We start from the raw sequence: 20,373 nt of genomic DNA, 5'->3' as shown, positions 1-20,373 counted from the left end.
AGTCGGGGCGCGACGGCAAGCGGCCCGTCGCCGACGCGGGCCGCTTCAACCCGCTCCGGATTGCCAGCGACCCGCCGCCGCGTCGTCGCTTTCGCGCGCATCGACCCAGCGGCCGCCGGCAGGGGTTTCTTCCTTCTTCCAGAAGGGCGCGCGCGTTTTCAGGTAGTCCATGATGAATTCGCAGGCGGCGAAGGCATCGCCGCGATGCGACGAAGCCACGGCGACGAAGACAATGCGCGCGCCCGGCAGCAGGCGCCCGACGCGGTGGATCACGCGCACGCCCTGCAATTCCCAGCGGCCCCGTGCCTCGGTGACGATTTCCTGCAGGGCCTTTTCCGTCATGCCCGGGTAGTGCTCGAGGGTCATCGCCTGCACGGCTGCCGTATGATCAGCGCCGACTCTTGCCGCCTTGTCGGCGCGCACCAAGCCGACGAAGCTGGCCACGGCGCCGACGTCGTCACGCCCGGCCGACAGCGCGGCAATCTCGGCGCCGGCGTCGAAGTCGGCTTCCTGCACGCTGACCGTCATGTCACCCCCCCGTCACCGGCGGAAAGAAGGCCACTTCGTCGCCGCCCTTGAGCGGGGCGTCGAGGCCGACCATCTGCTGGTTCAGCGCCACGCGCAGGTTCTTCGTCGTCGCCAGCGCCGACCAGGGCTCGCCGCGCGCCGCGAGCAGGTCACGCAGGCCACCCACCGTGGCAATGCCGCCGGGCAGGGCCAGTGATTCGGAGCCGGTGCCCAGCGCCTCGCGCAAGCCGGCAAAGAAGAGCACTTTGACTGTCATGGTTTCACTATAGCAGTTCGGAAAAAGGCAGGAAGCGCACCGTGTCGCCGGATGCGATGGCCTGGCGCGGCGGATTGTCGATCAGGCCGTCGGCCCAGGTGCAGGAGGTCAGCACCCCGGAACTCTGGTTGGGAAACAGGTCCAGCCCGCCGGTGTCATTGATCCGGGCGCGCAGGAACTCGCGGCGCGGATCGCCCTTGCAATCGAAATCCGCCTGCAGGCCCCGCGCGCGCGGCCGCAGTTCGGACCCGCCCTGGCACTTGAGGATGAAGGGCCGCACCAGCATGAGGAAGGTGACGAAGCTCGACACCGGGTTGCCGGGCAGGCCGATGAAGGCCGCCGCAGGGCCCGCGACGGCCGATGCCGCCGTGTCGCCAGCGCCGTCCGCAGGGGATACCGCCCCCGGCTTCGCCGGCGGCATAACTTCTCGCCGCACCGAGCCAAACGCCAGCGGCTTGCCCGGCTTGATCGCGATCTTCCACAGGTCGAGCGAACCCTCGGCCTCGACCGACGGTTTGACGTGGTCTTCCTCGCCTACAGAAACGCCGCCGCTGGTCAGGATCAGGTCGTTACCCGCCGCCGCGTTGCGCAACGCCGCGCGCGTCGCCTCGCGCGAGTCGGGCACGATGCCCATGTCGTCGACCGCGCAGCCCAGGCCTTCGAGCAGGGCGCGCAGGGTGTAGCGGTTGGAGTTGTAGATGCCGCCCGGCTTGAGCGGCTCGCCGGGCATCGCCAGTTCGTCGCCGGTGGAGAACAGCGCGACCCGCAGGCGGCGGAACACCGTGAGCCGGGCCGCACCGACCGAGGCGGCGACACCGACATGGGCCGCCGTCAGGCGCGTGCCGGGCGCCAGTACTTCGGCGCCAGCCGCGATGTCCTCGCCGCGCCGCCGTATCCATTCACCGACATGCGGCACGTGGTTCACGGTGAGGGCGTCGCCGTCCACCGCGCAGAGTTCCTGCATCACCACCGCGTCGGCGCCAGCCGGCAGCGGCGCGCCGGTAAAGATGCGCGCGGCCGTTCCGGGCGCCAGCGTGTGGCCGACGCTGCCGGCGGGGATGCGCTGGGCCACGGCGAGCCGGGCGCCGCTGGCCGTCACGTCGGCGCAACGCAGGGCGTAACCGTCCATCGAGGTGTTGTCCAGTGGCGGCACGTCGATGGCGGAATGCAGGCCCATGGCCAGCACCCGTCCGGCGGCAGACTGGGTCGGCACCGACTCTGTCTGGCCGACCGGGCAGGCGCCGGCAAGCAGTCGCCCGAGCGCGTCGTCGAATTCAAGCATCCCGCTCATTGGCGAAACTCCAGGTGGCGAAGAATGAAATCCGCGATCGCGTCGCGGTCGTTGAGTTCCAGTACCGGCAGCGATGTCTGCCCGGCCAGCGCGGCCGGCTCGTCGGTGGCGACGGCGACGATGGTCTCGACCCCGGTGCCGGCGATCAGCGGTTTGCCGACCGATGGCCGATGCACTTCCAGCTTCGGGATGGGCGTCTGCTTGAAGCCTTCCACCAGCACCAGGTCGCATGCCGAAAAGCGCGCAAGCTGTTCGTCGAACGAAGGCTCGGGCGCGCCGCGCAGTTCGTGCATCAGCACCCAGCGGTGGTCGGACACCAGCAACACCTCGGAACAACCGGCCTCGCGCAGGCGGTAGGAGTCCTTGCCGGGCTGGTCGATGTCGAAGCGGTGGTGGGCGTGCTTGATCAGCGAAACCCGCAGCCCGGCCGCATTCAGGCGCGGGATCAGTTCCTCCAGCAGCGTGGTCTTGCCCGAGCCGGAATAGCCTGCGAGTCCGAATACTTTCATGTGGCAGCCTCGGAAAACGGCACCGTCAGCACTGGCGCGAAGCCGCCGCCCGGCGTGCGGAAGTTGGTGGTCTGGCCCTGCCACAGGCGCGCCGCGATCAACTGCACATGCCCGTTGTAGACGTAGTTGCGCAGGTCGAGCTTTAGCTCCACCGGCGCTTCGCCCACTTTCAGGGTGCGCGAGGACGGCGGCACCAGCGCCTGCGCAATGTAGTTGCCGGCCAGCACATCGTCGAACACGCGCCTGGTGATCTTGTCCCCGCGATAGGCCGCCTTCGAACCGTAGCCCGCCGCCGGCTTGAAGAACAGCGCCTTGCGCCGCGCCCAGAGATCATCGGCCTTGTGCGCGAGGACGAGTTCGGTGCGCGGAATCTTTGCCGCAAGGATGGAGCGGGTTTCGGCATCGACGCCCCAGCTTGCCAACAGGGAATCGTCGCAGAGCGCGACCAGGTTGCGTTTGTCGGCGTACAGCGCATGGGCACGCGGATGCGGCGTCAGCGCCACCGCCTCGGCCAGCCAGGCGGCACGCAGGGCCGCGTTGGCCGGCGCCTCGAGCGGGAAATCCGTGAGCCGGTTGTAGACCAGGTCGATGCGCAGGCCGTCGTGCCATAACGCCCCTTGGCGAAACGCCAGTTCGCCCGGATCGCAGATCACGGCGCGAATGCCGGCGTGTTCGAACAGGCGCTGGAAGAGCACGAACTCGGGATAGAGGTATTGGGTGCGCGGCGCCTCGTCGACGATGGCCACCGTCCCCAGCGCGGCGCCGTTGCCGGCATGATCGGCGAACGCACGCCACTCGGCGCGGAACATGTCGAGGAAAAGGTGCTCCGGCGTGTCGCTGTCGAGGTCTCCCGGCAACAGGGCCTCGACGTCGTCGCAGCAGGCCTTCTGCGCGCGCGCCAGCAGGGCGTTGAGCAGGCCGCCGCCGGCATTGGTGTTGATCTCGATCAACTGCGGTCCGCTGCTGCCCAGGTGAAAGTCGTAGCCGAGAAAGACGCCGCGCACCGGCGTCGGGTGCTGCGCGATTTCCGGCGCCCAGGCCAGCACATGCGCGGCATAGGCAGGCAACGCGGCCACGCGCTCGACCGCGGCGACCAGCCGTGCCATGCGCACCACGTGCTCGGCGCCGACGAAGGCCGTCGACGCGGAAAACAGGTGCGGCCGCCCGGCCATGACTTCAGCATGAAAGCCGGGGCTGACGCGCTCCAGTTCCGCCTCCAGGCGCCGACTGTCGAGCGAGACGCACTGGCAATCGGCGTTGAGGCGCTCGGCGAGTTGGACGCTGCTGTTCATGCGCCCGATTTTACCGGCTCGCGGAAGAAAGCCTCGACTTCGGCCACGTCACGCGTGCGCCGCATCGGCGGCAGCGAGCGCCAGATCGCCTTGCCGTAGGGTTTGCCGATCAGGCGCGGGTCGCAGATCATCAGCACGCCGCGGTCGTCCTCGTCACGGATCAGCCGCCCCGAACCCTGCTTCATGCTGATCACCGCGCGCGGCAACTGGTACTCGAGGAAGGGGTTGCGCCCCGCCGCGCGCATCCGGTCAACCCGCGCCGAGAGCACCGGGTCGTCGGGCGGCGCGAAGGGCAGCTTGTCGATCACCACCAGCGACAGCGCTTCGCCGCGCACATCCACGCCTTCCCAGAAGCTCTGGCTGGCGACCAGGATCGCGTTGCCCAGGAAGCGGAAGCGCTCCAGCAACTCGCTGCGCGAGCCTTCGCCCTGCATCAGCAGCGGCAGGTCGAGTCCTTCGCCGGCCAGCTTTTCCTGCAGCAGCTCGCGGATCCGCCGCATCGCGCGCAGGGAGGTGCACAGCACGAAGGCGCGCCCTCCCGAGGCGCGGATTGCCGGCCAGGCGGCTTCCGCCACCGCCTCCTGGTAAAGCGGGCTGTTCGGGTCCGGCATGTGCGGCGGGGCGTAAAGCAGTGCATTCCTTTCGTAGTCGAAGGGGCTGCCCCAGATCGCGGTGTCGGCCTCGGCCAGGCCCAGTTCGCCGCAGTAGTGCGAAAAGTTCGTACCGACGGCGAGCGTCGCCGAGGCAAAGATCCAGGCGCGCGGATGGCCTTCCATCTGGCGCTGAAAGATCGGTGCGATGTCGAGCGGCGTCAGGTTCAGCGACATGGCCTGCGAATAGACCTCGACCCACTTGACCACATCTTCATTCGGCAAACCCGCGCCAGCCAGCGCGGGGTCCGCGCTGCCGCCCCGCCAGCGCTTGAGCGCCGCCGCCAGTTCCTGGGTACGCCGCAGGCAGTTGGCGATCCCCTCGCCGCGTTCGGCCTGGCTGTCGAGGTGCCGCCCGAGTTCGGCAATCGCGTCGGCCAGGCCGCGCAGCGCCGCGACGAATTCGCTTTCGCCCTCGACCCTGGCCGCCGGCAGGCGCAGGTTCTCGCCCTTCACCGCCAGGCGCAGGTCGCGCGCGGCTTTGTCCAGCGCCTGGGCGGCGTCCTGCAGCACCGGGTAATCCTTGGCCGCGACGATGGCTTCGTTCTTCGTGTCGCGCGCCAACTCGATGATCTGGCTGGTCGACACGCTCTCGCCGAAGAACAGGCCGGCGACCTCGGGCAACTGGTGGGCCTCGTCGAAAATGATCGTGTTGCAGGCGGGCAGCAGTTCGCCCATGCCCTCGTCCTTGAGCATCACGTCGGCGAAGAACAGGTGGTGGTTGACCACCACCACGTCCGCCGTCTGCGCCTCCTGGCGCGCCGCCAGAACGAAGCAGCCCTTCTGCTGCGGACATTCCTGGCCCAGGCAGTTCTCGCGCGTCGAGGTCGCCAGCGCCCAGGCCCCCGAATCCTCCGGCACATCGATGCACTCGGCCTTGTCGCCGGTCTTGGTGCGTTCGGCAAAGCGCGCGATGCGCCGCAACTGCGCGGCCTCCTCGCGCGAAGCCAGCCGCCCGGCGCTCATCGCGCGCTCCAGGTGGTAGGGGCAGACGTAGTTGGCGCGCCCCTTGAGCAGCGCGATGCTGGCGCCGACCTTGAGCGCGGCGCGCACCGTCGGCAGGTCGCGGTTGAACAACTGGTCCTGCAGCGTCTTGGTGCCGGTCGAGACGATCACCTTGCCGCCCGAAAGCAGCGCCGGCACCAGGTAGGCGAAGGTCTTGCCGGTGCCGGTGCCCGCCTCCGCGACCAGGGCAAGATTGCCGGCGATCGCCTCTGCAATGCGCCGCGCCATCTCGACCTGCTGCGGACGCGGGCGAAACGCGGGCACGGTTGCGGCGAGCGGCCCCTCGGGGGCGAAGATGCGCTCAAGTTCGTGGATGGGATCGGTCATGGCGGGCGCGGCATCGTAGCACGCGGGTGCGGGGCGGACCGTCCCGGACGCCGACTACGTAGGTTCCGCAGTTCGCCGCGGAATTCACTGATTTATCGATGCTTGTTTCGTTGCGAGAATTGCCACCGGCAAGCTGGGCTGTGACCGCTGCGTTGATCCGCATCGAGCAACGGTTTGGCCGTACGCCGACTGGAGCAGCACCGGGCCGTCCGGTGACATCCGGTTGTTTTCCCGAGCACAGGAACCCGAAACGGAATGCAGATCAAATGAGCAGTCTGCCGTGGCGCTCGCTCCAGGTACGCGTGACCCTGGTCACACTGGCCATTTTCCTGCCGGGCATCTGGTCGCTGGCCGATTACGCCAGCCGGACGCTGCGCGAGGACATGCAGAAACTCCGCGGCGAGCGCCAATTCTCGACCGCCTCGCTGCTCGCGGCAGAACTCAACGCATTTTTTGCCGGGCGGGTGAACGCACTCGAAGCGGCTGCCGGGGAACTTGCAACGGTGAATCCCGGCGACACGGCATCGCTGCAGCGCTTCCTTGAAATGCGGAACTCCCTGCATTCGCGCCTCAATGGCGGCCTGATGATCTTCGATGCGAACAGCGCGGCAATTGCCGAGGTGCCGAGCGTGGTCGGCCGCCTCGGCGCGAACTTCAAGGCGCGCGATTACCTGAACAGCCCGCCACGGAACTGGACTCGCCCGCAGCAGGCCGTCTTCGGCCATTGAAACGGAATGCAACATGGGAAATAAAAAGGAGAGCCTGCAATGACATCCAAACGCACCGCCATCTTCCTGGTGGCCGCCGCACTGCCGCTGACGCCCGCCGCCGGTCTCGCCGCGCCGCCGGACAGCCCGCTCGGACAGCTCTCCCTGGAAGACCTGATGCAGGTCGAAGTGACCTCGGTCGCAAAGAAGCCGCAGAAGCTCGCCAACGTCGCCGCCGCTGTCCATGTCATCACTGCCGACGACATCCGCCTGTCGGGCGCCAACTCGCTGCCCGAAGTGCTGCGCCTGGCGCCGGGCGTCGATGCCACGCGTTCGTCGGGCAATCGCTGGGCGGTGTCGACGCGAGGCTTCTCCGAGGTTTTCGCCGAGAAACTGCTGGTCCTGGTCGATGGGCGCCATGCCTTCAGCCCAGCCTTTTCAGGGGTGATGTGGCAGGACTTCCAGTTTCCGCTGGAAGACATCGAGCGCATCGAGGTGATCCGCGGTCCCGCCGCCGCCGTCTGGGGCAGCAACGGCATGAACGGCGTGATCAACATCATCACCAAGTCCGCCGCCGCGACCCAGGGCGGTCAGGCGGTGGTCGGCGGCGGCACGGTCGAGGGCGGCTACGGCCGCATGCGCTGGGGTGGCCAGAATGCCGACGGCAGCGTGTTCTATCGCGTCTATGGCTCCGCGCAGCATGCCAACGCGCAGAAGACGGCGGCGGGCGGCGACGGCAGGGACGGCTACGGCCACGAGTCCGCCGGCGTCCGCGTCGACGGCTATCTCGCGGGCGGCGCACGCTGGGACATCTCGGCCGACTGGTTCGCCAACCGCAGCGACGGCACCGCCTACACCTACCTTCCCACCGGCACCACCATCGACCGGCAGACCGAGCGCCACCGCGGCACGACGCTGCGCGGCCGCTACGAGCAGGCGCTGGCCGACGGCGGCAACCTGCAGGTCCAGGCGGCCTATGCCGGCACCCTGCTGAGCATCCCATATGCATTCACCGACCGGCGCGACACCTTCGACCTCGACTTCCAGCACCGCTTCGGCCTCGGCGACGCGCAGGATTTCGTCTGGGGCGCCAACTACCGCGCCAGCGACGACACCATCGCGCCCAGCCCGATGATGGCCATGAACGTGCCCTCGCGCCGCATGAGCTACTACGGCATCTTCGCGCAGGATGAGATCACGCTCGCGCAACACCTGCGCCTGACGCTCGGGCTGCGCGCCGACCACAACCCGATTTCCGGCTGGGACACGCAGCCCACGGCGCGGCTGTCGTGGAACCTGCAACCCGCGCATACGCTCTGGGGCGCCTTTTCCCGCGCCGCGCGCGCGCCCTCGCGGGTGGACAGCGGTTTCAGACGCAACAATGTCTTCATACCCGGCCTGCCCAACATCCTGACCGTCCTTCACAGCACCGAAGCCCAGGCGAGCGAACAGCTCAAGGCCGCCGAGATCGGCCTGCGCTCGCAATGGGCGTCCACGCTATCCACCGATTTCGTCGCCTTCAGCCACCGCTACAAGGACCTGCTGCGCGTCGGCGGCACCCAGACTCTGGTGCCGGGATTTCCGCTCACCATCGTCAACGTCGAGGTGCGCAATGGCGGCGAGCTGGCGCTCAACGGCGCGGAGCTGAGCGCCGACTGGCGCTTCGACCCGGCCTGGCGCCTGCAACTGGCGCAGACCTGGAACCAGCTGAAGCGAGCGCTGCCCACGACCATCGATCCGGCGGGCACGGTGCCCGCCAGCATCACCTCGCTGCGCCTGTCATGGACGCCGACCGCCAGCATCAATGTCGACGCCTGGCTGCGCCATACCGGGTCGCGCCCGGGGACGCCGGCACGCGCGCAACTCGAGCGCAAGTCCTTCGACGGATTCGACCTGCGCGTGGCATGGCGGCCGACAAGGACGCTGGAACTGTCGCTGGCCGGACAGAACCTGAACAACGGCGCCTGCGATGCCCTGGCCGGCCTGCCGGCGGCGGCCACCAATTCCGACGTCATTCCCACCTGCCAGCCGCGCAGCCTGGTGGGCCAGGTACGCATCGACTTCTGACCAACTCCCGTGTCGCGCCTGAAACCACTCCTGCTCGCCCTGGCGCTGCTGCTTGGCGCCGGTAGCGCCTGCGCGCAGAGCGCGGCGGCCTTGCGGCTGGGCTTCCTGCTGAACTTCAGCCGCTTTGTCGAATGGCCGGAATCCGCGCTGCAGCCGGGCGCGCCGCTGCGCATCTGCCTCGCCCCGGGCGATGCCGAGATGGCGGCCCACCTGGGCGACCTGGCGCGCCAAACGGTTCCCGGACATGCCATCGCCGTCAGGCCTTTGCAGCGGCCCGGCGAGGCGGCAGGCTGCCAGGTACTCTACATTCCCGCGGAAACTCCGGGGCCCGCCGCCCCCTGGCTCAACGCGGCACAGCAAGGTGGCGCGCTGACCGTCGGCGACTCGCCGGATTTCATCGAGGCCGGCGGCATGATTGGCCTGGTGCCGGTGGGCGGCCGCTACCGTTTCGACATCAACCTCGGCGTCGCCCGGCAAACCGGCTTGCGCCTCAGCTCGCAACTGCTCAAGCTGGCGGGGACGGTGAAATGAGCGACACCCCGTCGACCCTGCGTCCGATCGCCACCCGGCTGACGCGCATCTTCCTCGCCGTCGCCATTTCCGCGATCCTGGCCACCTGCATGATCTCGCTGACTTACCTGTACCAGCAGGCGCGGGTGATCGCCCACCAGAACCTCAACACGCAGGCCGTCGTGCTGGCGGGCAGCCTCGATGCCGCAGTGGCCTTCGGCGACGCCGGCTTCGCCCAACAGACGCTGGATGCCCTGCACCACTATCCCGATGTCCATGACGCCACCATCATACTGACCGATGGCAAGGTCTTTGCGCGCTACAGGAGGGACGGCAGCGCCGCGACCGACCACAGCATAGCGCTGCTTTCGGCACAAGACGAATTCACGACATTGCATCGCCATGGCGTGGCCCGCAACATAGTTTCCGCGACCGGCAGTTCCGCGCGCCTGATGATCGTCGCCAGCCTGGACAGGATCAACCGCGACATGCTGCTGACGGTCGGTGCCGGCATGCTGATCGGCGTCCTGATCCTGGTTGCTGCCAACCTGATGTTCCGGCGCTTGAGCGGGACGGTCATCCGCCCCATCGAAGATCTCACCGCAGTGATGCGCAAGGTCGAACGCGAAGGCGACCACAGCCAGCGCGCGCGGATCGTGAGCAACGACGAGATCGGCGAGCTGGCGCACGGCTTCAATGCGATGCTGTCCTCGCTGGAAAGGAACAACACCAGCCTCAATGCCGAACTGGTCGAGCGCAAGAGGATAGAGGCCGAAATCCTCGGCACCCGGAACCAGCTCCAGGCCACGCTCGATGCGATCCCTGACCTGATGTTCGAGGTCGGTCTGGACGGGCGTTACCACGAGGTGTTTTCCCCGCGCGATGACCTGCTGGCGGCCCCGGCGGACAGCCTGATCGGTCGCACGGTAAGCGATGTCCTGCCCGCCGATGCGGCCGCGACCTGCCTGCAGGCCTTGCAAAAGGCCAACCGGGAGGGACGGTCGAGCGGACACCAGTTTGCGCTGCCACTGCCCCTCGGCACGCGGTGGTTCGAACTGTCGGCCGCGCGCAAGGAGGTTGCCGCGGGCGAGGAGCCGCGCTTCATGGTGCTCTCGCGCGACGTCACCGAACGCAAGTCAGCCGAACTCGAACTCGAGGGACACCGCCACCACCTCGAAGAACTGGTGGCGTCCCGCACCGCCGAACTGGCGGCCGCGCGCGACGCGGCCGAAGCCGCCAACCGCGCCAAGAGCGCTTTCCTTGCCAACATGAGCCACGAGCTGCGCACGCCGATGAACGGCATCATGGGCATGACCGGCATGGTGCTGCGCCGGGCGACGGATCCGCAGCAGATCGACTGGCTGAACAAGAGCCAGGATTCCGCCCGGCACCTGCTTTCCGTCATCAACGACATCCTCGACCTGTCCAAGATCGAAGCCGAGCGCATGGTCCTCGACGAGCAGGACTTTTCGCTCGGCAAGGTGCTCGACGACACGCTGCACATGCAGGAGGAAGCCGCACGGGCCAAGGGCCTCCGCCTGATCTCCGACATCGATCCGGCGCTGCCCGCCCAGTTGCACGGCGACGCGATGCGCCTGCAACAGATCCTGATCAACTTCGTCGGCAATGCCGTCAAGTTCTCGCCGAGCGGCCTGATCAGCCTGCGCGCGCGCCGCGTCGCGGAAGACGCCGACGGCCTGTTGCTGCGCCTGGAAGTGGCCGACCAGGGCATCGGCATCAGCGCGAAGCAGCAGGCGCGGCTGTTCCGCTCCTTCACCCAGGCCGATAACTCGATGACGCGCCAGTATGGCGGCACGGGCCTCGGCCTGGTCATCTCGAAGCGCATCGCCCAGCTGATGGGCGGCGACGTGGGCGTCGTCAGCGAGGAAGGCAAGGGCAGCACGTTCTGGGCCACGGTCCGGCTGCGGCTCGCGGTTGCGGCGCCGCTGGCCGCCGCCGCGGCGCCCGGCGAATCGCAGCAGGCGATGCTGGCGCGCCGCTTTGCAGGCACCCGCATCCTGCTTGCGGAAGACGAGCCGGTGAACCGCGAGGTCATGGTCTTCCTGCTGCGGGAAGCCGGCCTGGTCCCCGCCCTGGCGGCCAACGGCAAGGAAGCGGTGGAAATGGCGCGTGGCGGCGATTGCGCACTGATCCTGATGGACATGCAGATGCCGGTGATGAACGGACTGGACGCGACGCGCGCCATCCGCCAACTGCCTTCCGGGGCGGATATCCCGATCCTGGCCCTCACGGCCAACGCCTTCGACGAGGATCGCGCCCTCTGCCTGGCCGCAGGCATGAACGACCATATCGGCAAGCCGGTGACGCCCAAGGTGCTGTATGCGAGTTTGCTGGGCTGGCTGCAAAAGACCGAAAAGGCCGCCGCGCCGGCAACTGTCACATAGCGGCGATCGGTCTCCGACTCCCTTCGGACTCCGGCGCTCCGTTCCGGGCACGCAAGAGTCAGTGAATGGCGAAGCAGGTGAAAAGTCGGCGCTGGCGGCACGGCATACCCGCGGCGGCGATTCGCAATACGCGGCGAATCCGCATCCTGCTGGCATCGCACCATCCGCTGCGCGACATCTACCTCGTCGCCGCCAACGCCTTGGCGACCCCATGGCGACAAACGAGAGCGCTCCCGACATGGTGATCTTCGGGGGTTGGGGGGCGTCCGTATGAAGTTCGCGTATTCGATCAAAATTTGATCAAATACCCCCGCTCGCATCACGATCAACCTGTCCAGCATATCTACGCGCCCAAATCATGGGGCTGGTGAAATATCCGGGCTAGGGCAGTTCGTCGACCTTGAGCAAAAGCCGGCGCTGGCGCGACGCCGACTGGGTGCCGTAGCTGGTGATCCCGCCGGTGCTGCCGCTCTGTTCGCCGACCGAACCGCCCAGCTCCAGCCATTCGCCGAGGCGGCCGCTGACCGTGGTGAGCAGGCGCTGGGTATTCACCGAGCCCGGCAGCGGCCCCGGCGTGTCGTCGCGCGGGCTGATCTCCAGGGAGATGCGATCGCCATTGAGGCGCGGCACGGCGACGAAGCCGGTGCCGAGGTCGCGCTGCACCAGGGATTCGGAGACCACGACGCCGAGCGGGGTCAGGATCACCTGGCGCAAGGGCAGCACCAGCGACTGGCCGACCAGGATCGCGGCGCGGCCGCCGTCGATGGTCTGCACCTGCTGCGAGATGTCGCGCCGGCTGCTGCTGTCGGACTGGTAGAGGTGGCCGTGGCCGGTAATCGCCGTGCCGCCGGCGACCGGAGGAAGTCCCCGTGGGACGCCGACTTCCACGCGACCGGAGACTCCCGCGCCGCGCTCGGCGCCGCTGTCGGCGCCGTCCTGGCGCACGCTGATCATCAACCGCCGCAGGGGCCTGTCGAGGGCGGCGACCAGGTCGCGGATCTCGGCCTGGTTGCGCCTCGATGCGCGCAGGAAGAGCTTGTCGTTCATGCCCGTGATCGCGCCGCCCGGCTCGACGAAGGACGCGAGCTGCGGCAGCAGCTGTTCGGCGCTGCGATGCCGCAGCTCGATGATCTCCAGCGCCTGGCCCCAGGCCAGGGTGCTCCACAGCAGCAGCGCGAGCATGACCCGTTTCATAAGTGCGCCCATTGACCCTATACTTCCGCGTCCCATCGACCGGAGGAAGCCCGAACATGAAAATCGAAACCATCGCCGTGCATGGCGGATACAGCCCCGACCCGACCACCAAGGCCGTCGCGGTGCCAATCTACCAGACCACATCGTACGCCTTTGACGACACCCAGCACGGCGCCGACCTGTTCGACCTCAAGGTCGCCGGCAACATCTACACGCGGATCATGAATCCGACCACCGACGTGCTGGAAAAGCGCATGGCGGAGCTCGAAGGCGGCATCGCCGGACTTGGCCTGGCCTCGGGCATGGCGGCGATCACCTACGCGATCCAGACCATCGCCGAGGCCGGCGACAACATCGTCTCGGTCGGCACGCTCTACGGCGGCACCTATAACCTGTTCGCCCATACCCTGCCGCAATACGGCATCGAAGTCCGCTTCGCCGACTACCGCAACCCCGAGAGCTTCCGCGCCCTGATCGACGGCCGCACCAAGGCGGTATTCTGCGAATCCATAGGCAACCCGCTGGGCAACGTGGTCGACCTGGCCGCCCTGGCCAAGGTCGCGCATGAAGGCGGCGTACCGCTGATCGTGGACAACACGGTGCCCACGCCCTACCTCTGCCGCCCCTTCGAGCACGGCGCCGACATCGTGGTTCATGCGCTGACCAAGTACCTCGGCGGCCATGGCAACAGCATCGGCGGCGTGATCGTCGACTCTGGCAAATTCCCCTGGGCTTCGCACAAGGAGCGCTTCAAGCGCCTCAACACGCCGGACGTCTCCTACCACGGCGTGGTCTATACCGAAGCGCTGGGCCCCGCGGCCTACATCGGCCGCGCCCGCGTGGTACCGCTGCGCAACACCGGCGCGGCGATCTCGCCCTTCAATTCCTTCCTGATCCTGCAGGGCATCGAAACCCTGGCCCTGCGCATGGACCGCATCTGCAAGAACACCCTGGCCGTGGCGAACTACCTCAAGGGCCACGCCAAGGTGGGCTGGGTGAATTACGCCGGCCTGCCCGACCACGCCGACCACGCGCTGGTGCAGAGGTACTGCGGCGGCCGCGCCTCCGGCATCCTTTCCTTCGGCGTCAAGGGTGGCGCCGCCGCCGGCGCGCGCTTCCAGGATGCGCTGAAGCTCGTGACGCGGCTGGTCAACATCGGCGACGCCAAGAGCCTGGCCTGCCACCCGGCTTCCACCACGCACCGCCAGTTGTCGGCGGAGGAAATGAAGAAGGCCGGCGTCTCGGAAGACATGGTGCGCCTGTCGATCGGCATCGAGCACATCGACGACATCAAGGCCGACCTGGAGCAGGCGCTGGCCGCGGTTTAAACCGGTCGCAAGCCGACGCAACAATGGCCGAGGGACGCAAGTCCTTCGGCTTCTTTATGTAATCACCGTCGGCCTCTCGCGTCCGCTGCGGGCCTTCAGCTGCGAGATGTCATCGGCAATGGCGATCAGTTCGGCCAGCGCGAGCTGCGCGTCGATGCGCTGGGTGGCGGGATCTGCGTCGAAGGCTTCCAGGTAAAGGCGCACTGTCGCGCCCTCGGTGCCGGTGCCGGAAAGGCGAAACACGATGCGCGAGCCGTCTTCGAACACGACGCGCAGGCCCTGCCCGGTGGACACGCTGCCGTCGACCGGATCGGTATAGGCGAAGTCGTCGCAGAACTTGACCGTGTAGCGACCGAAGGATGCCCCGGCAAGGCCGGCGCAGCGGGTCCGCACCTGCGCCATGATGCCGTTGGCCACCTCGGTCGGCATCGCCTCGTGGTCGTGGCGGGAATACACGTTGCGTCCGTATTCCGCCCAGTGCGCATGGAGGATCGCCTCCACCGACTGCCGGCGTTTCGCCAGGATGTTGAGCCAGAACAGCACGGCCCACAGGCCGTCCTTTTCGCGCACATGGCTGGAGCCGGTGCCGAAGCTTTCTTCGCCGCACAGGGTGACCTTGCCGGCGTCCATCAGGTTGCCGAAGAACTTCCAGCCAGTTGGCGTTTCGTAGCAGGGCACGCCGAGCTTGTGCGCGACACGATCGGCGGCGGCGCTGGTCGGCATCGAGCGCGCGATGCCGGCGATGCCTTTGGCGTAGCCCGGCGCCAGCGTGGCGTTGGCGGCGATCACGGCCAGGCTGTCCGAGGGCGTGACGAAGAAGCCGCGGCCGAGCACCATGTTGCGGTCGCCGTCGCCGTCGGAGGCGGCGCCGAAATCCGGGGCGTCGGCGCCGAACATGATCTCGACCAGTTCATGGGCATAGGTCAGATTGGGGTCGGGATGGCCGCCGCCGAAATCCTCCAGCGGTACGCCGTTGATTACCGTGCCGGCAGGCGCGCCGAGGCGCCCTTCGATGATCTCCCGCGCATAGGGGCCGGTCACCGCGTGCATGGCATCGAAGCACAGCTCGAAGCCGCCGGCGATCAGCTCGCGGATGGCGGCGAAATCGAACAGCGACTCCATCAGGCCGGCATAGTCGGCGACCGGGTCGATCACCTCCACCGTCATGCCGCCCAGCGCCTGGCCGCCGATGCGATCGAGGTCGATGTCGGCGGCGTCAAATATGCGGTAGGCGGACAGCAGCTTGCTGCGGGCGAAGATGGCGTCGGTGACCTTCTCCGGCGCCGGGCCGCCGTTGCCGGTGTTGTACTTGATGCCGAAATCGCCCTCGGGCCCGCCGGGGTTGTGGCTGGCGGAAAGGATCAGGCCGCCGAAGGCCTGGTACTTGCGGATCACGCAGGAGGCGGCAGGGGTGGACAGGATGCCGCCCTGCCCCACCAGCACCCGGGCGACACCGGTCGCGGCGGCCATGCGCAGGATCACCTGGATCGCCTGCCGATTGTAGTAGCGGCCGTCACCGCCCACCACCAGCGTGATGCCGGCAGGCGCCGGGCCGTTGTCGAAAATGGTGTCGAACACCGCCTGGACGAAGTTCTCCAGGTAGTGCGGCACCTGGAAGGCGGCGACCTTCTTGCGCAGGCCCGAGGTGCCGGGCTTCTGGTCGCCGAAGGGTGTGGTGGTGACGTTACGGATGTTCATTTTCTTCCTCCCTTTTTCGGTTTCGCCGCATCCTGCATGGCGAGATTCTGCAGCCCGCGCTCGACGGCGGCGCGCAGGCGGATGACGGTTGCCTCGACCGGCGCCTGCGGCGATACCTCCAGCCCCAGTTCGCGCGCGATGCGGTTGATGCGCGTCGCATCGAGCGGCAGCCCGCCGGCGTCGACGGCGTCGACCACCTCCTTGCCGGCCTGCAGTTCGCGCGGCAGCTTCGGCTTGCGCCGCAGCCAGGCCTTCAGCGTCCGCAGCAGGCGTGGCGCCGGCACGGCTCGCTCACCTACAACCACTTCTGCAGCGGGTAGCCGCCGAGCAGCGGCCGCTGCAGCGCCGCCGCCGCGATCTGGCGGCCCCACTTAAATTCCTTGAACAGCACGATGAAGTTCCACATGTCGCGCAACACCAGCTTGCGCTCGCGCCAGGAGAGCTTCAGCAGCGCCTCCGGAAAATCCGCTTCATGCGGCCGGTCGAAGGCGATCTTGAGCGGGTTCCACTGGTCGCTGCAACGCCGTACTTCCGAGGCAATCATCTTGCGGTAGATCTCCTGCACCGGCCGGTTGCGTCGCGCCGCTTCGACGATGGCCTCGCCGGAGATCGCCCCCGAGTGCAGGGCGCAGCTCATGCCCTCGCCGATCATGTTGAGGAAACCGGCGGCCTGGCCGGTGACCAGCACATTGCCCTTGCCGAAGACGTAGCGGTTGATCAGCGAGGGGCCGAAGTTCTCGGCGCAGCCCTCGTGGTCATCGTCGGCCGGCTTCAGCTGCACGCCGTGCTTGTCCTTCAGGTACTGCTCGACCACCTGGTGCTTCCTGGCGAAATTGTCGCCGCGCTTGAAGCCGACACCGACGATCTGGCGCCCGTCGCGGGCGTGGCTCCAAGTGTAGTGTCCCAGGCCTGGGTGGAACCAGAAATGGAAGTAATCCGGGGACAAGGGGCAGTCGATGATCTCGTGGAACTTCTGGCCGACGAAGAACCAGGGGATCTGCTTGGGATAATCCGGATAGACCGCGCGCACCACCAGCGAACTCGGGCCGTCGGCGCCGATCACCTGGCGCGCGCGGTATTCGATGGGCTCGCCGCCGCGCCGGGCATGGACGATGATGTGGTCGGTGCGTTCCTCGAGCCCGGCGAAGGAAGTCTGGTCGTGAACCTCGGCGCCGCTGCGCTGGATCGCCCAGTGGTCGGAATACTTGCGATGCAGGTGCGGCGTGGTGCCGTGGAAGAAATCCATCGGCATTTCGACGCGGCAGGGGAAATGGAAGGTGACGCCGCGGCAGGAGGTCGGCTCGTGCAGCGTTTCGCGCGGCAGCGGGCCGAAGTTCTCCAGCAGGAAGCGGTGGCCGCGCGGCGAGAGGATGCCGCTGCAGATCTTGTGGCGCGGCAATTCCTTGCGTTCGAGGACCACTGTTTCCAGTCCGGCGTCGACCGTGCGCTTGGCGGCGGCGGCGGCGGCGAGGCTGGCGCCGACGATGACGACATCGACATCACGCATGATGAATTTCCTCGTTCGACGCGGCCAGCTCGGCCAGGTGCAGCACCGGCACGTCGGCCACGCGCCGGAATACTTCGCGCTCGGCCGCATTCTCGACCACGATGCGTGCCGGGTTGCGCCCCTGCAGCAGCCAGCGCGCCTGGGCCAGGTCCTCGCGCGCCGAACCGATGCGCAGGCCTGGATAGGCGCTGGCATGCGGAGGCATGGCGATGCGCTGCAGGTCGAGGTTCATGGCGCAGCCGCTTTCCTTGCGCAGCGCGTCGTAGTGCGCCACCAGGCGTTCATGGTCGGCATGGTAGGCGCGCGCCTCGATCACGTAAAAGTCGGCGCTGGCGATACGGCGCCGGATGGCGTTGAGGTTGCCCAGCGCCTCGCCCAGGCCCTGCAGCCGCGCGGCGGGCAGCCAGCGCCTCAATGCGGCCAGCAGCAGGCCGTCGCCGACCACCAGGCCGCGGCCATCGAGGCCGTCGAGGAAGCGGCGCAGGCGTTGCGGCGCGATCTGCCCGCCGATTTCCAGCGCCACGGCAATGTCGGCGCCGTCGTCCTGCGCGGCGCGGATGCCGAGCAGGGCCGTCACTTTCTCGTGCAGCGCCGGGTCGGCGCGCATGGCGGCACCCGGCAGCAGCAGCGCGCCCGCCGGGTCGGCTGCGGCAGATTCGGCCGCCTGCCGGTAGCCGACCTGCAGCGCGACGAGTTCGGGATGCGGCGGCAGTTCGCGACGCAGGGCCATGATCATGGCCGACAGGGCTATATCCTCCGGACACACCGGATCGCAGGCGCCGCACAGCGTGCAGGCCTCCAGCGCGGGCGCCAGTTCGGCAAGCGCCGCGCCGCTCTGGCGCGCCTTGGCGATGCCTTCCGGGCTGTAGCACGGATCGCGCCGGGCACGCCACATGGGGCAGACCAGGCGGCAAAGACTGCAGCCGCTGCAGGCCGAGTAGGCGCGGGGATGGGCGCTCGAATACATCAGAAAATGACGTCGCGGTTGAGGATCATCGCCGGGTCGGCGCGGCGCTTCATGGCGAGATGCCGATCCACCAGGGCATCGCCGAAGACGCGGCGGATGTAGCCCTTCATCATGCCGCCGAAGCGGTAGTAGCTGGCGCCGAGGTCCACGCCGATGTCGTAGATGGCATTCTTGAAGGACTGGAAATGGTCGCGGCTGTACACCGCGTCCTCGATCATCGGCTCGAACTCGCAGCCGTAAGCCCAGCCAGCGGCGTCCGGCGGCACGCAGGACATCTCGTAGTGCGGTTTGTGTTCCGCGCGCAGCTTGATGCCGACGCAATACAGCGTGTAATGCGGGAAGAACTTGCGGCACACGGCATTGCCGCGCTCGACGGCCTCGATGAACTTGTCGGCCGAGGTCGCCAGGTCGGGGATCACCATGTTGCGCGAGCCCCAGTGCTTCCACACCGCGCGCGAGAAGACCACGGTGCGGTCTTCCATGCGGCCGTCGCGATGGAATTCGGCACGACGGAATTCCGGGAAGACGGCCTGCTTGCGCTTCAGCAGGTACAGCGCTTCGCCGAGCTTCCACGGCCGCATGGCGTAGTGACCGGCCACGCACAGGGCGAAGCCGAATTCGCCATGGCCGCGCAGGCGCTTTTCCCACGTGGCCTTGAACGCGGCCTCGCGCTCGGACGAATCGAAGGCCACCAGCAGGTTCACCGCGCAATCCATGATGGTGAGGATGCCCGAGTAGTCGCTGGCGTCGTTGGCGTCCAGCATCTGCAAGTCTTCTATGGCCTCGCGCAAGGTCGAGTAATAGTAGTAGTGCATGGACAGCGGCGTGTAGGGGCGGATCTTCAGCGTCGCCTCGGTGATCACGCCGAACTGGCCGTAGCCGAGGATCACGCGCTGAAAGAGATCCGCGTTCTCGCTGTCGGAACATTCGACGATCTCTCCGGTCGGCGTCACCACCTGCAGCGAGATCGCCTGATCGGCGCTGCAACCCAGGCGCGCCGAATTCACGTCGATGCCGCCGACACCCAGCGTGCCACCCACCGACGATGTCATGTTGAGCGGCGCCGAGAGGTAGTCGAGCCCTGCGCGGCGCAGTTCCTCGGCCAGGTCGTGCCAATAGATGCCGGCCTCCGTGCGCACGGTCATTGCTTCTGCATCTATCGCCAGCACGCGGCCCATGCCGGTCATGTCGAGCAGAACGCCGCCATAGGCGACCGATTCGCCCTCGGTGGTAAGGCCGCCGCCGCGCACCGTGACCGGCACGCGATGCGCCTGCGCCGCCATCAGCAGCGCGGCCACCTGCGCGGCGCTGCGCGCGACCAGCACGCCGTGCGGGAGGCCGTAAGCGGTGCCGCCCGCGTCGGTGGCGTAGATGCCCGTCGCCGCCGCGCCTTCGGCAAGCGCAACGCCTGCGGCGCCCAGTTCGGCGACGAACTCGCGCCAGCCGGCGCCGTTCCAGCGTGCGGCATTGGTCTGCTGACGGACGATGCCCTGCAGGGCGTCGGGCGCCACCGGACAGGGGCCGACGGTGCCGGGTTCAACGGGAGGAATTTTCAACGCGGATGCCCAATCGGAAATCAGCCGGGATGATACCCCGCCCGGCACGGACGCAGCGCACCGACGGTTGTGCCGTGGGTCGCTCCGCTGCGGACTGCGGGCAACAAAAAAGCGCCCTGGAAGGCGCTTTTTTTGTTTTGTGACTTGGCGGAGTGGACGGGACTCGAACCCGCGACCCCCGGCGTGACAGGCCGGTATTCTAACCAACTGAACTACCACTCCGCGTTGGAAGGCGCGCATTGTGCCACAGGCGACCGGGGCGTGCAATGAATTGCACGCGAAATGTTGGGAGTTATTGATATTTCCGTAAAACAGGACAACTTTTGATCATCTGAAACGTTGTATCTCCAATGGTGATATTGGAGAATGTTGTCATGGCACAAAAGCGGTTAAGCGACGCAACAAAGAAGCGATTGAAGGCAGGCCGGATGCTGCTCGCGGGCAAAGGCTGCTCGGACGTAGCCAAGGCGGTGGGCGTGGCACGGCAAACGGTATATACGTGGAAAGGGCTGCTCGATGAAGGGGGCATCGATGCCCTTCGCGCCGTGCCAGAAAGAGGCCGCCCGGCCCAGCTCG

At 67.6% G+C, this 20,373-nt stretch carries 19 protein-coding genes and 1 tRNA gene; 7 read left to right on the top strand and 13 right to left on the bottom strand.

Annotation, left to right across the window (positions count from 1 at the left end):
- Window positions 1–45: 45 nt before the first annotated feature.
- The 6 genes from moaE to J0M27_RS06725 are packed head-to-tail and all read right to left on the bottom strand — an operon-like array spanning window position 46 to window position 5,858.
- Complete coding sequence (gene moaE / locus J0M27_RS06750; RefSeq protein ID WP_294988930.1) at window positions 46–528, bottom strand: molybdopterin synthase catalytic subunit MoaE; 483 nt, start codon at window positions 526–528, stop codon at window positions 46–48.
- A 1-nt stretch (window position 529) separates the two neighbouring features.
- Window positions 530–784, bottom strand: a complete 255-nt coding sequence (moaD, locus tag J0M27_RS06745; RefSeq protein WP_294988927.1) for a molybdopterin converting factor subunit 1 — start codon at window positions 782–784, stop codon at window positions 530–532.
- A 7-nt stretch (window positions 785–791) separates the two neighbouring features.
- Window positions 792–2,075, bottom strand: a complete 1,284-nt coding sequence (gene glp / locus J0M27_RS06740; RefSeq protein ID WP_294988924.1) for a gephyrin-like molybdotransferase Glp — start codon at window positions 2,073–2,075, stop codon at window positions 792–794.
- Entirely contained in the window at window positions 2,072–2,584 is a 513-nt protein-coding gene (gene mobB / locus J0M27_RS06735) for a molybdopterin-guanine dinucleotide biosynthesis protein B (protein ID WP_294988921.1), read from the bottom strand. Before mobB ends, glp begins: the two co-directional genes overlap by 4 nt.
- Complete coding sequence (locus J0M27_RS06730; RefSeq protein WP_294988918.1) at window positions 2,581–3,876, bottom strand: hypothetical protein; 1,296 nt, start codon at window positions 3,874–3,876, stop codon at window positions 2,581–2,583. The genes mobB and J0M27_RS06730 overlap by 4 nt, the downstream gene beginning before the upstream one ends.
- Entirely contained in the window at window positions 3,873–5,858 is a 1,986-nt protein-coding gene (locus tag J0M27_RS06725; RefSeq protein WP_294988914.1) for an ATP-dependent DNA helicase, read from the bottom strand. The genes J0M27_RS06730 and J0M27_RS06725 overlap by 4 nt, the downstream gene beginning before the upstream one ends.
- A 152-nt stretch (window positions 5,859–6,010) precedes the next feature.
- Here J0M27_RS06725 and J0M27_RS06720 point away from each other — a divergent pair, with 152 nt between their 5' ends.
- The 5 genes from J0M27_RS06720 to J0M27_RS06700 all read left to right on the top strand — a co-directional run bounded on the left by J0M27_RS06720 (window position 6,011) and on the right by J0M27_RS06700 (window position 11,792).
- On the top strand, window positions 6,011–6,586 hold the full coding sequence (locus tag J0M27_RS06720) for a hypothetical protein (protein ID WP_294988910.1): 576 nt from the start codon (window positions 6,011–6,013) through the stop codon (window positions 6,584–6,586).
- 39 nt (window positions 6,587–6,625) lie between these two features.
- The gene (locus J0M27_RS06715; protein WP_294988907.1) at window positions 6,626–8,632 is read left to right on the top strand and encodes a TonB-dependent receptor; all 2,007 of its coding nucleotides are present in this window, start codon (window positions 6,626–6,628) and stop codon (window positions 8,630–8,632) included.
- Window positions 8,633–8,641: 9 nt separating this feature from the next.
- Window positions 8,642–9,163: a YfiR family protein gene (locus J0M27_RS06710; protein WP_294988904.1), complete on the top strand. Its 522-nt coding sequence runs from the start codon at window positions 8,642–8,644 to the stop codon at window positions 9,161–9,163.
- A complete protein-coding gene (locus J0M27_RS06705) occupies window positions 9,160–11,547 on the top strand; it encodes an ATP-binding protein (RefSeq protein WP_294988901.1) in 2,388 nt (795 codons plus the stop codon). The genes J0M27_RS06710 and J0M27_RS06705 overlap by 4 nt, the downstream gene beginning before the upstream one ends.
- Window positions 11,548–11,612: 65 nt before the next feature.
- The gene (locus tag J0M27_RS06700) at window positions 11,613–11,792 is read left to right on the top strand and encodes a hypothetical protein (protein ID WP_294989164.1); all 180 of its coding nucleotides are present in this window, start codon (window positions 11,613–11,615) and stop codon (window positions 11,790–11,792) included.
- Window positions 11,793–11,928: 136 nt separating this feature from the next.
- On the opposite strand, the gene J0M27_RS06695 is transcribed toward J0M27_RS06700, so the two are convergent.
- A complete protein-coding gene (locus J0M27_RS06695) occupies window positions 11,929–12,729 on the bottom strand; it encodes a hypothetical protein (protein ID WP_294988898.1) in 801 nt (266 codons plus the stop codon).
- 68 nt (window positions 12,730–12,797) lie between these two features.
- Here J0M27_RS06695 and J0M27_RS06690 point away from each other — a divergent pair, with 68 nt between their 5' ends.
- A complete protein-coding gene (locus J0M27_RS06690; RefSeq protein WP_294988895.1) occupies window positions 12,798–14,069 on the top strand; it encodes a bifunctional O-acetylhomoserine aminocarboxypropyltransferase/cysteine synthase in 1,272 nt (423 codons plus the stop codon).
- Between the two features lie 54 nt (window positions 14,070–14,123).
- Here the strand turns inward: J0M27_RS06690 and J0M27_RS06685 are convergent, their stop codons facing one another.
- The 6 genes from J0M27_RS06685 to J0M27_RS06660 all read right to left on the bottom strand — a co-directional run bounded on the left by J0M27_RS06685 (window position 14,124) and on the right by J0M27_RS06660 (window position 20,019).
- The gene (locus tag J0M27_RS06685; RefSeq protein ID WP_294988892.1) at window positions 14,124–15,767 is read right to left on the bottom strand and encodes an alpha-D-glucose phosphate-specific phosphoglucomutase; all 1,644 of its coding nucleotides are present in this window, start codon (window positions 15,765–15,767) and stop codon (window positions 14,124–14,126) included.
- Window positions 15,764–16,051, bottom strand: coding sequence for a hypothetical protein (locus J0M27_RS06680; RefSeq protein WP_294988889.1), 288 nt, complete (start codon window positions 16,049–16,051; stop codon window positions 15,764–15,766). Before J0M27_RS06680 ends, J0M27_RS06685 begins: the two co-directional genes overlap by 4 nt.
- 11 nt (window positions 16,052–16,062) lie before the next feature.
- Window positions 16,063–17,274, bottom strand: a complete 1,212-nt coding sequence (locus J0M27_RS06675; RefSeq protein ID WP_294988887.1) for an NAD(P)/FAD-dependent oxidoreductase — start codon at window positions 17,272–17,274, stop codon at window positions 16,063–16,065.
- Window positions 17,267–18,241 (bottom strand): 4Fe-4S dicluster domain-containing protein, encoded by a 975-nt coding sequence (locus tag J0M27_RS06670; protein WP_294988884.1) that lies wholly within the window; start codon window positions 18,239–18,241, stop codon window positions 17,267–17,269. Before J0M27_RS06670 ends, J0M27_RS06675 begins: the two co-directional genes overlap by 8 nt.
- Window positions 18,241–19,797, bottom strand: a complete 1,557-nt coding sequence (locus J0M27_RS06665; protein WP_294988882.1) for an FAD-binding oxidoreductase — start codon at window positions 19,795–19,797, stop codon at window positions 18,241–18,243. Before J0M27_RS06665 ends, J0M27_RS06670 begins: the two co-directional genes overlap by 1 nt.
- Before the next feature lie 145 nt (window positions 19,798–19,942).
- Window positions 19,943–20,019, bottom strand: a tRNA-Asp gene (locus J0M27_RS06660).
- 152 nt (window positions 20,020–20,171) lie between these two features.
- Between J0M27_RS06660 and J0M27_RS06655 the strand changes: the two genes are divergently transcribed.
- On the top strand, window positions 20,172–20,373 hold a 202-nt coding region (locus J0M27_RS06655), incomplete at its 3' end, for a helix-turn-helix domain-containing protein (RefSeq protein WP_294988879.1).

Source organism: Sulfuritalea sp. (assembly GCF_017302275.1).
Lineage (GTDB): Bacteria > Pseudomonadota > Gammaproteobacteria > Burkholderiales > Rhodocyclaceae > Sulfuritalea.
The sequence above is the reverse complement of the archived record's forward strand: the minus strand, read 5'-3'. Positions and strand labels throughout refer to the sequence as shown.

Coding starts and splice junctions, on each gene's coding strand:
- glp (WP_294988924.1), bottom strand. CDS start 2,075: ATGAGCGGGATGCTTGAATTCGACGACGCGCTCGGGCGACTGCTTGCC.
- J0M27_RS06730 (WP_294988918.1), bottom strand. CDS start 3,876: ATGAACAGCAGCGTCCAACTCGCCGAGCGCCTCAACGCCGATTGCCAG.
- J0M27_RS06700 (WP_294989164.1), top strand. CDS start 11,613: ATGGCGAAGCAGGTGAAAAGTCGGCGCTGGCGGCACGGCATACCCGCG.
- J0M27_RS06670 (WP_294988884.1), bottom strand. CDS start 18,241: ATGTATTCGAGCGCCCATCCCCGCGCCTACTCGGCCTGCAGCGGCTGC.
- mobB (WP_294988921.1), bottom strand. CDS start 2,584: ATGAAAGTATTCGGACTCGCAGGCTATTCCGGCTCGGGCAAGACCACG.
- J0M27_RS06715 (WP_294988907.1), top strand. CDS start 6,626: ATGACATCCAAACGCACCGCCATCTTCCTGGTGGCCGCCGCACTGCCG.
- J0M27_RS06725 (WP_294988914.1), bottom strand. CDS start 5,858: ATGACCGATCCCATCCACGAACTTGAGCGCATCTTCGCCCCCGAGGGG.
- moaE (WP_294988930.1), bottom strand. CDS start 528: ATGACGGTCAGCGTGCAGGAAGCCGACTTCGACGCCGGCGCCGAGATT.
- J0M27_RS06675 (WP_294988887.1), bottom strand. CDS start 17,274: ATGCGTGATGTCGATGTCGTCATCGTCGGCGCCAGCCTCGCCGCCGCC.
- J0M27_RS06685 (WP_294988892.1), bottom strand. CDS start 15,767: ATGAACATCCGTAACGTCACCACCACACCCTTCGGCGACCAGAAGCCC.
- moaD (WP_294988927.1), bottom strand. CDS start 784: ATGACAGTCAAAGTGCTCTTCTTTGCCGGCTTGCGCGAGGCGCTGGGC.
- J0M27_RS06705 (WP_294988901.1), top strand. CDS start 9,160: ATGAGCGACACCCCGTCGACCCTGCGTCCGATCGCCACCCGGCTGACG.
- J0M27_RS06695 (WP_294988898.1), bottom strand. CDS start 12,729: ATGCTCGCGCTGCTGCTGTGGAGCACCCTGGCCTGGGGCCAGGCGCTG.
- J0M27_RS06690 (WP_294988895.1), top strand. CDS start 12,798: ATGAAAATCGAAACCATCGCCGTGCATGGCGGATACAGCCCCGACCCG.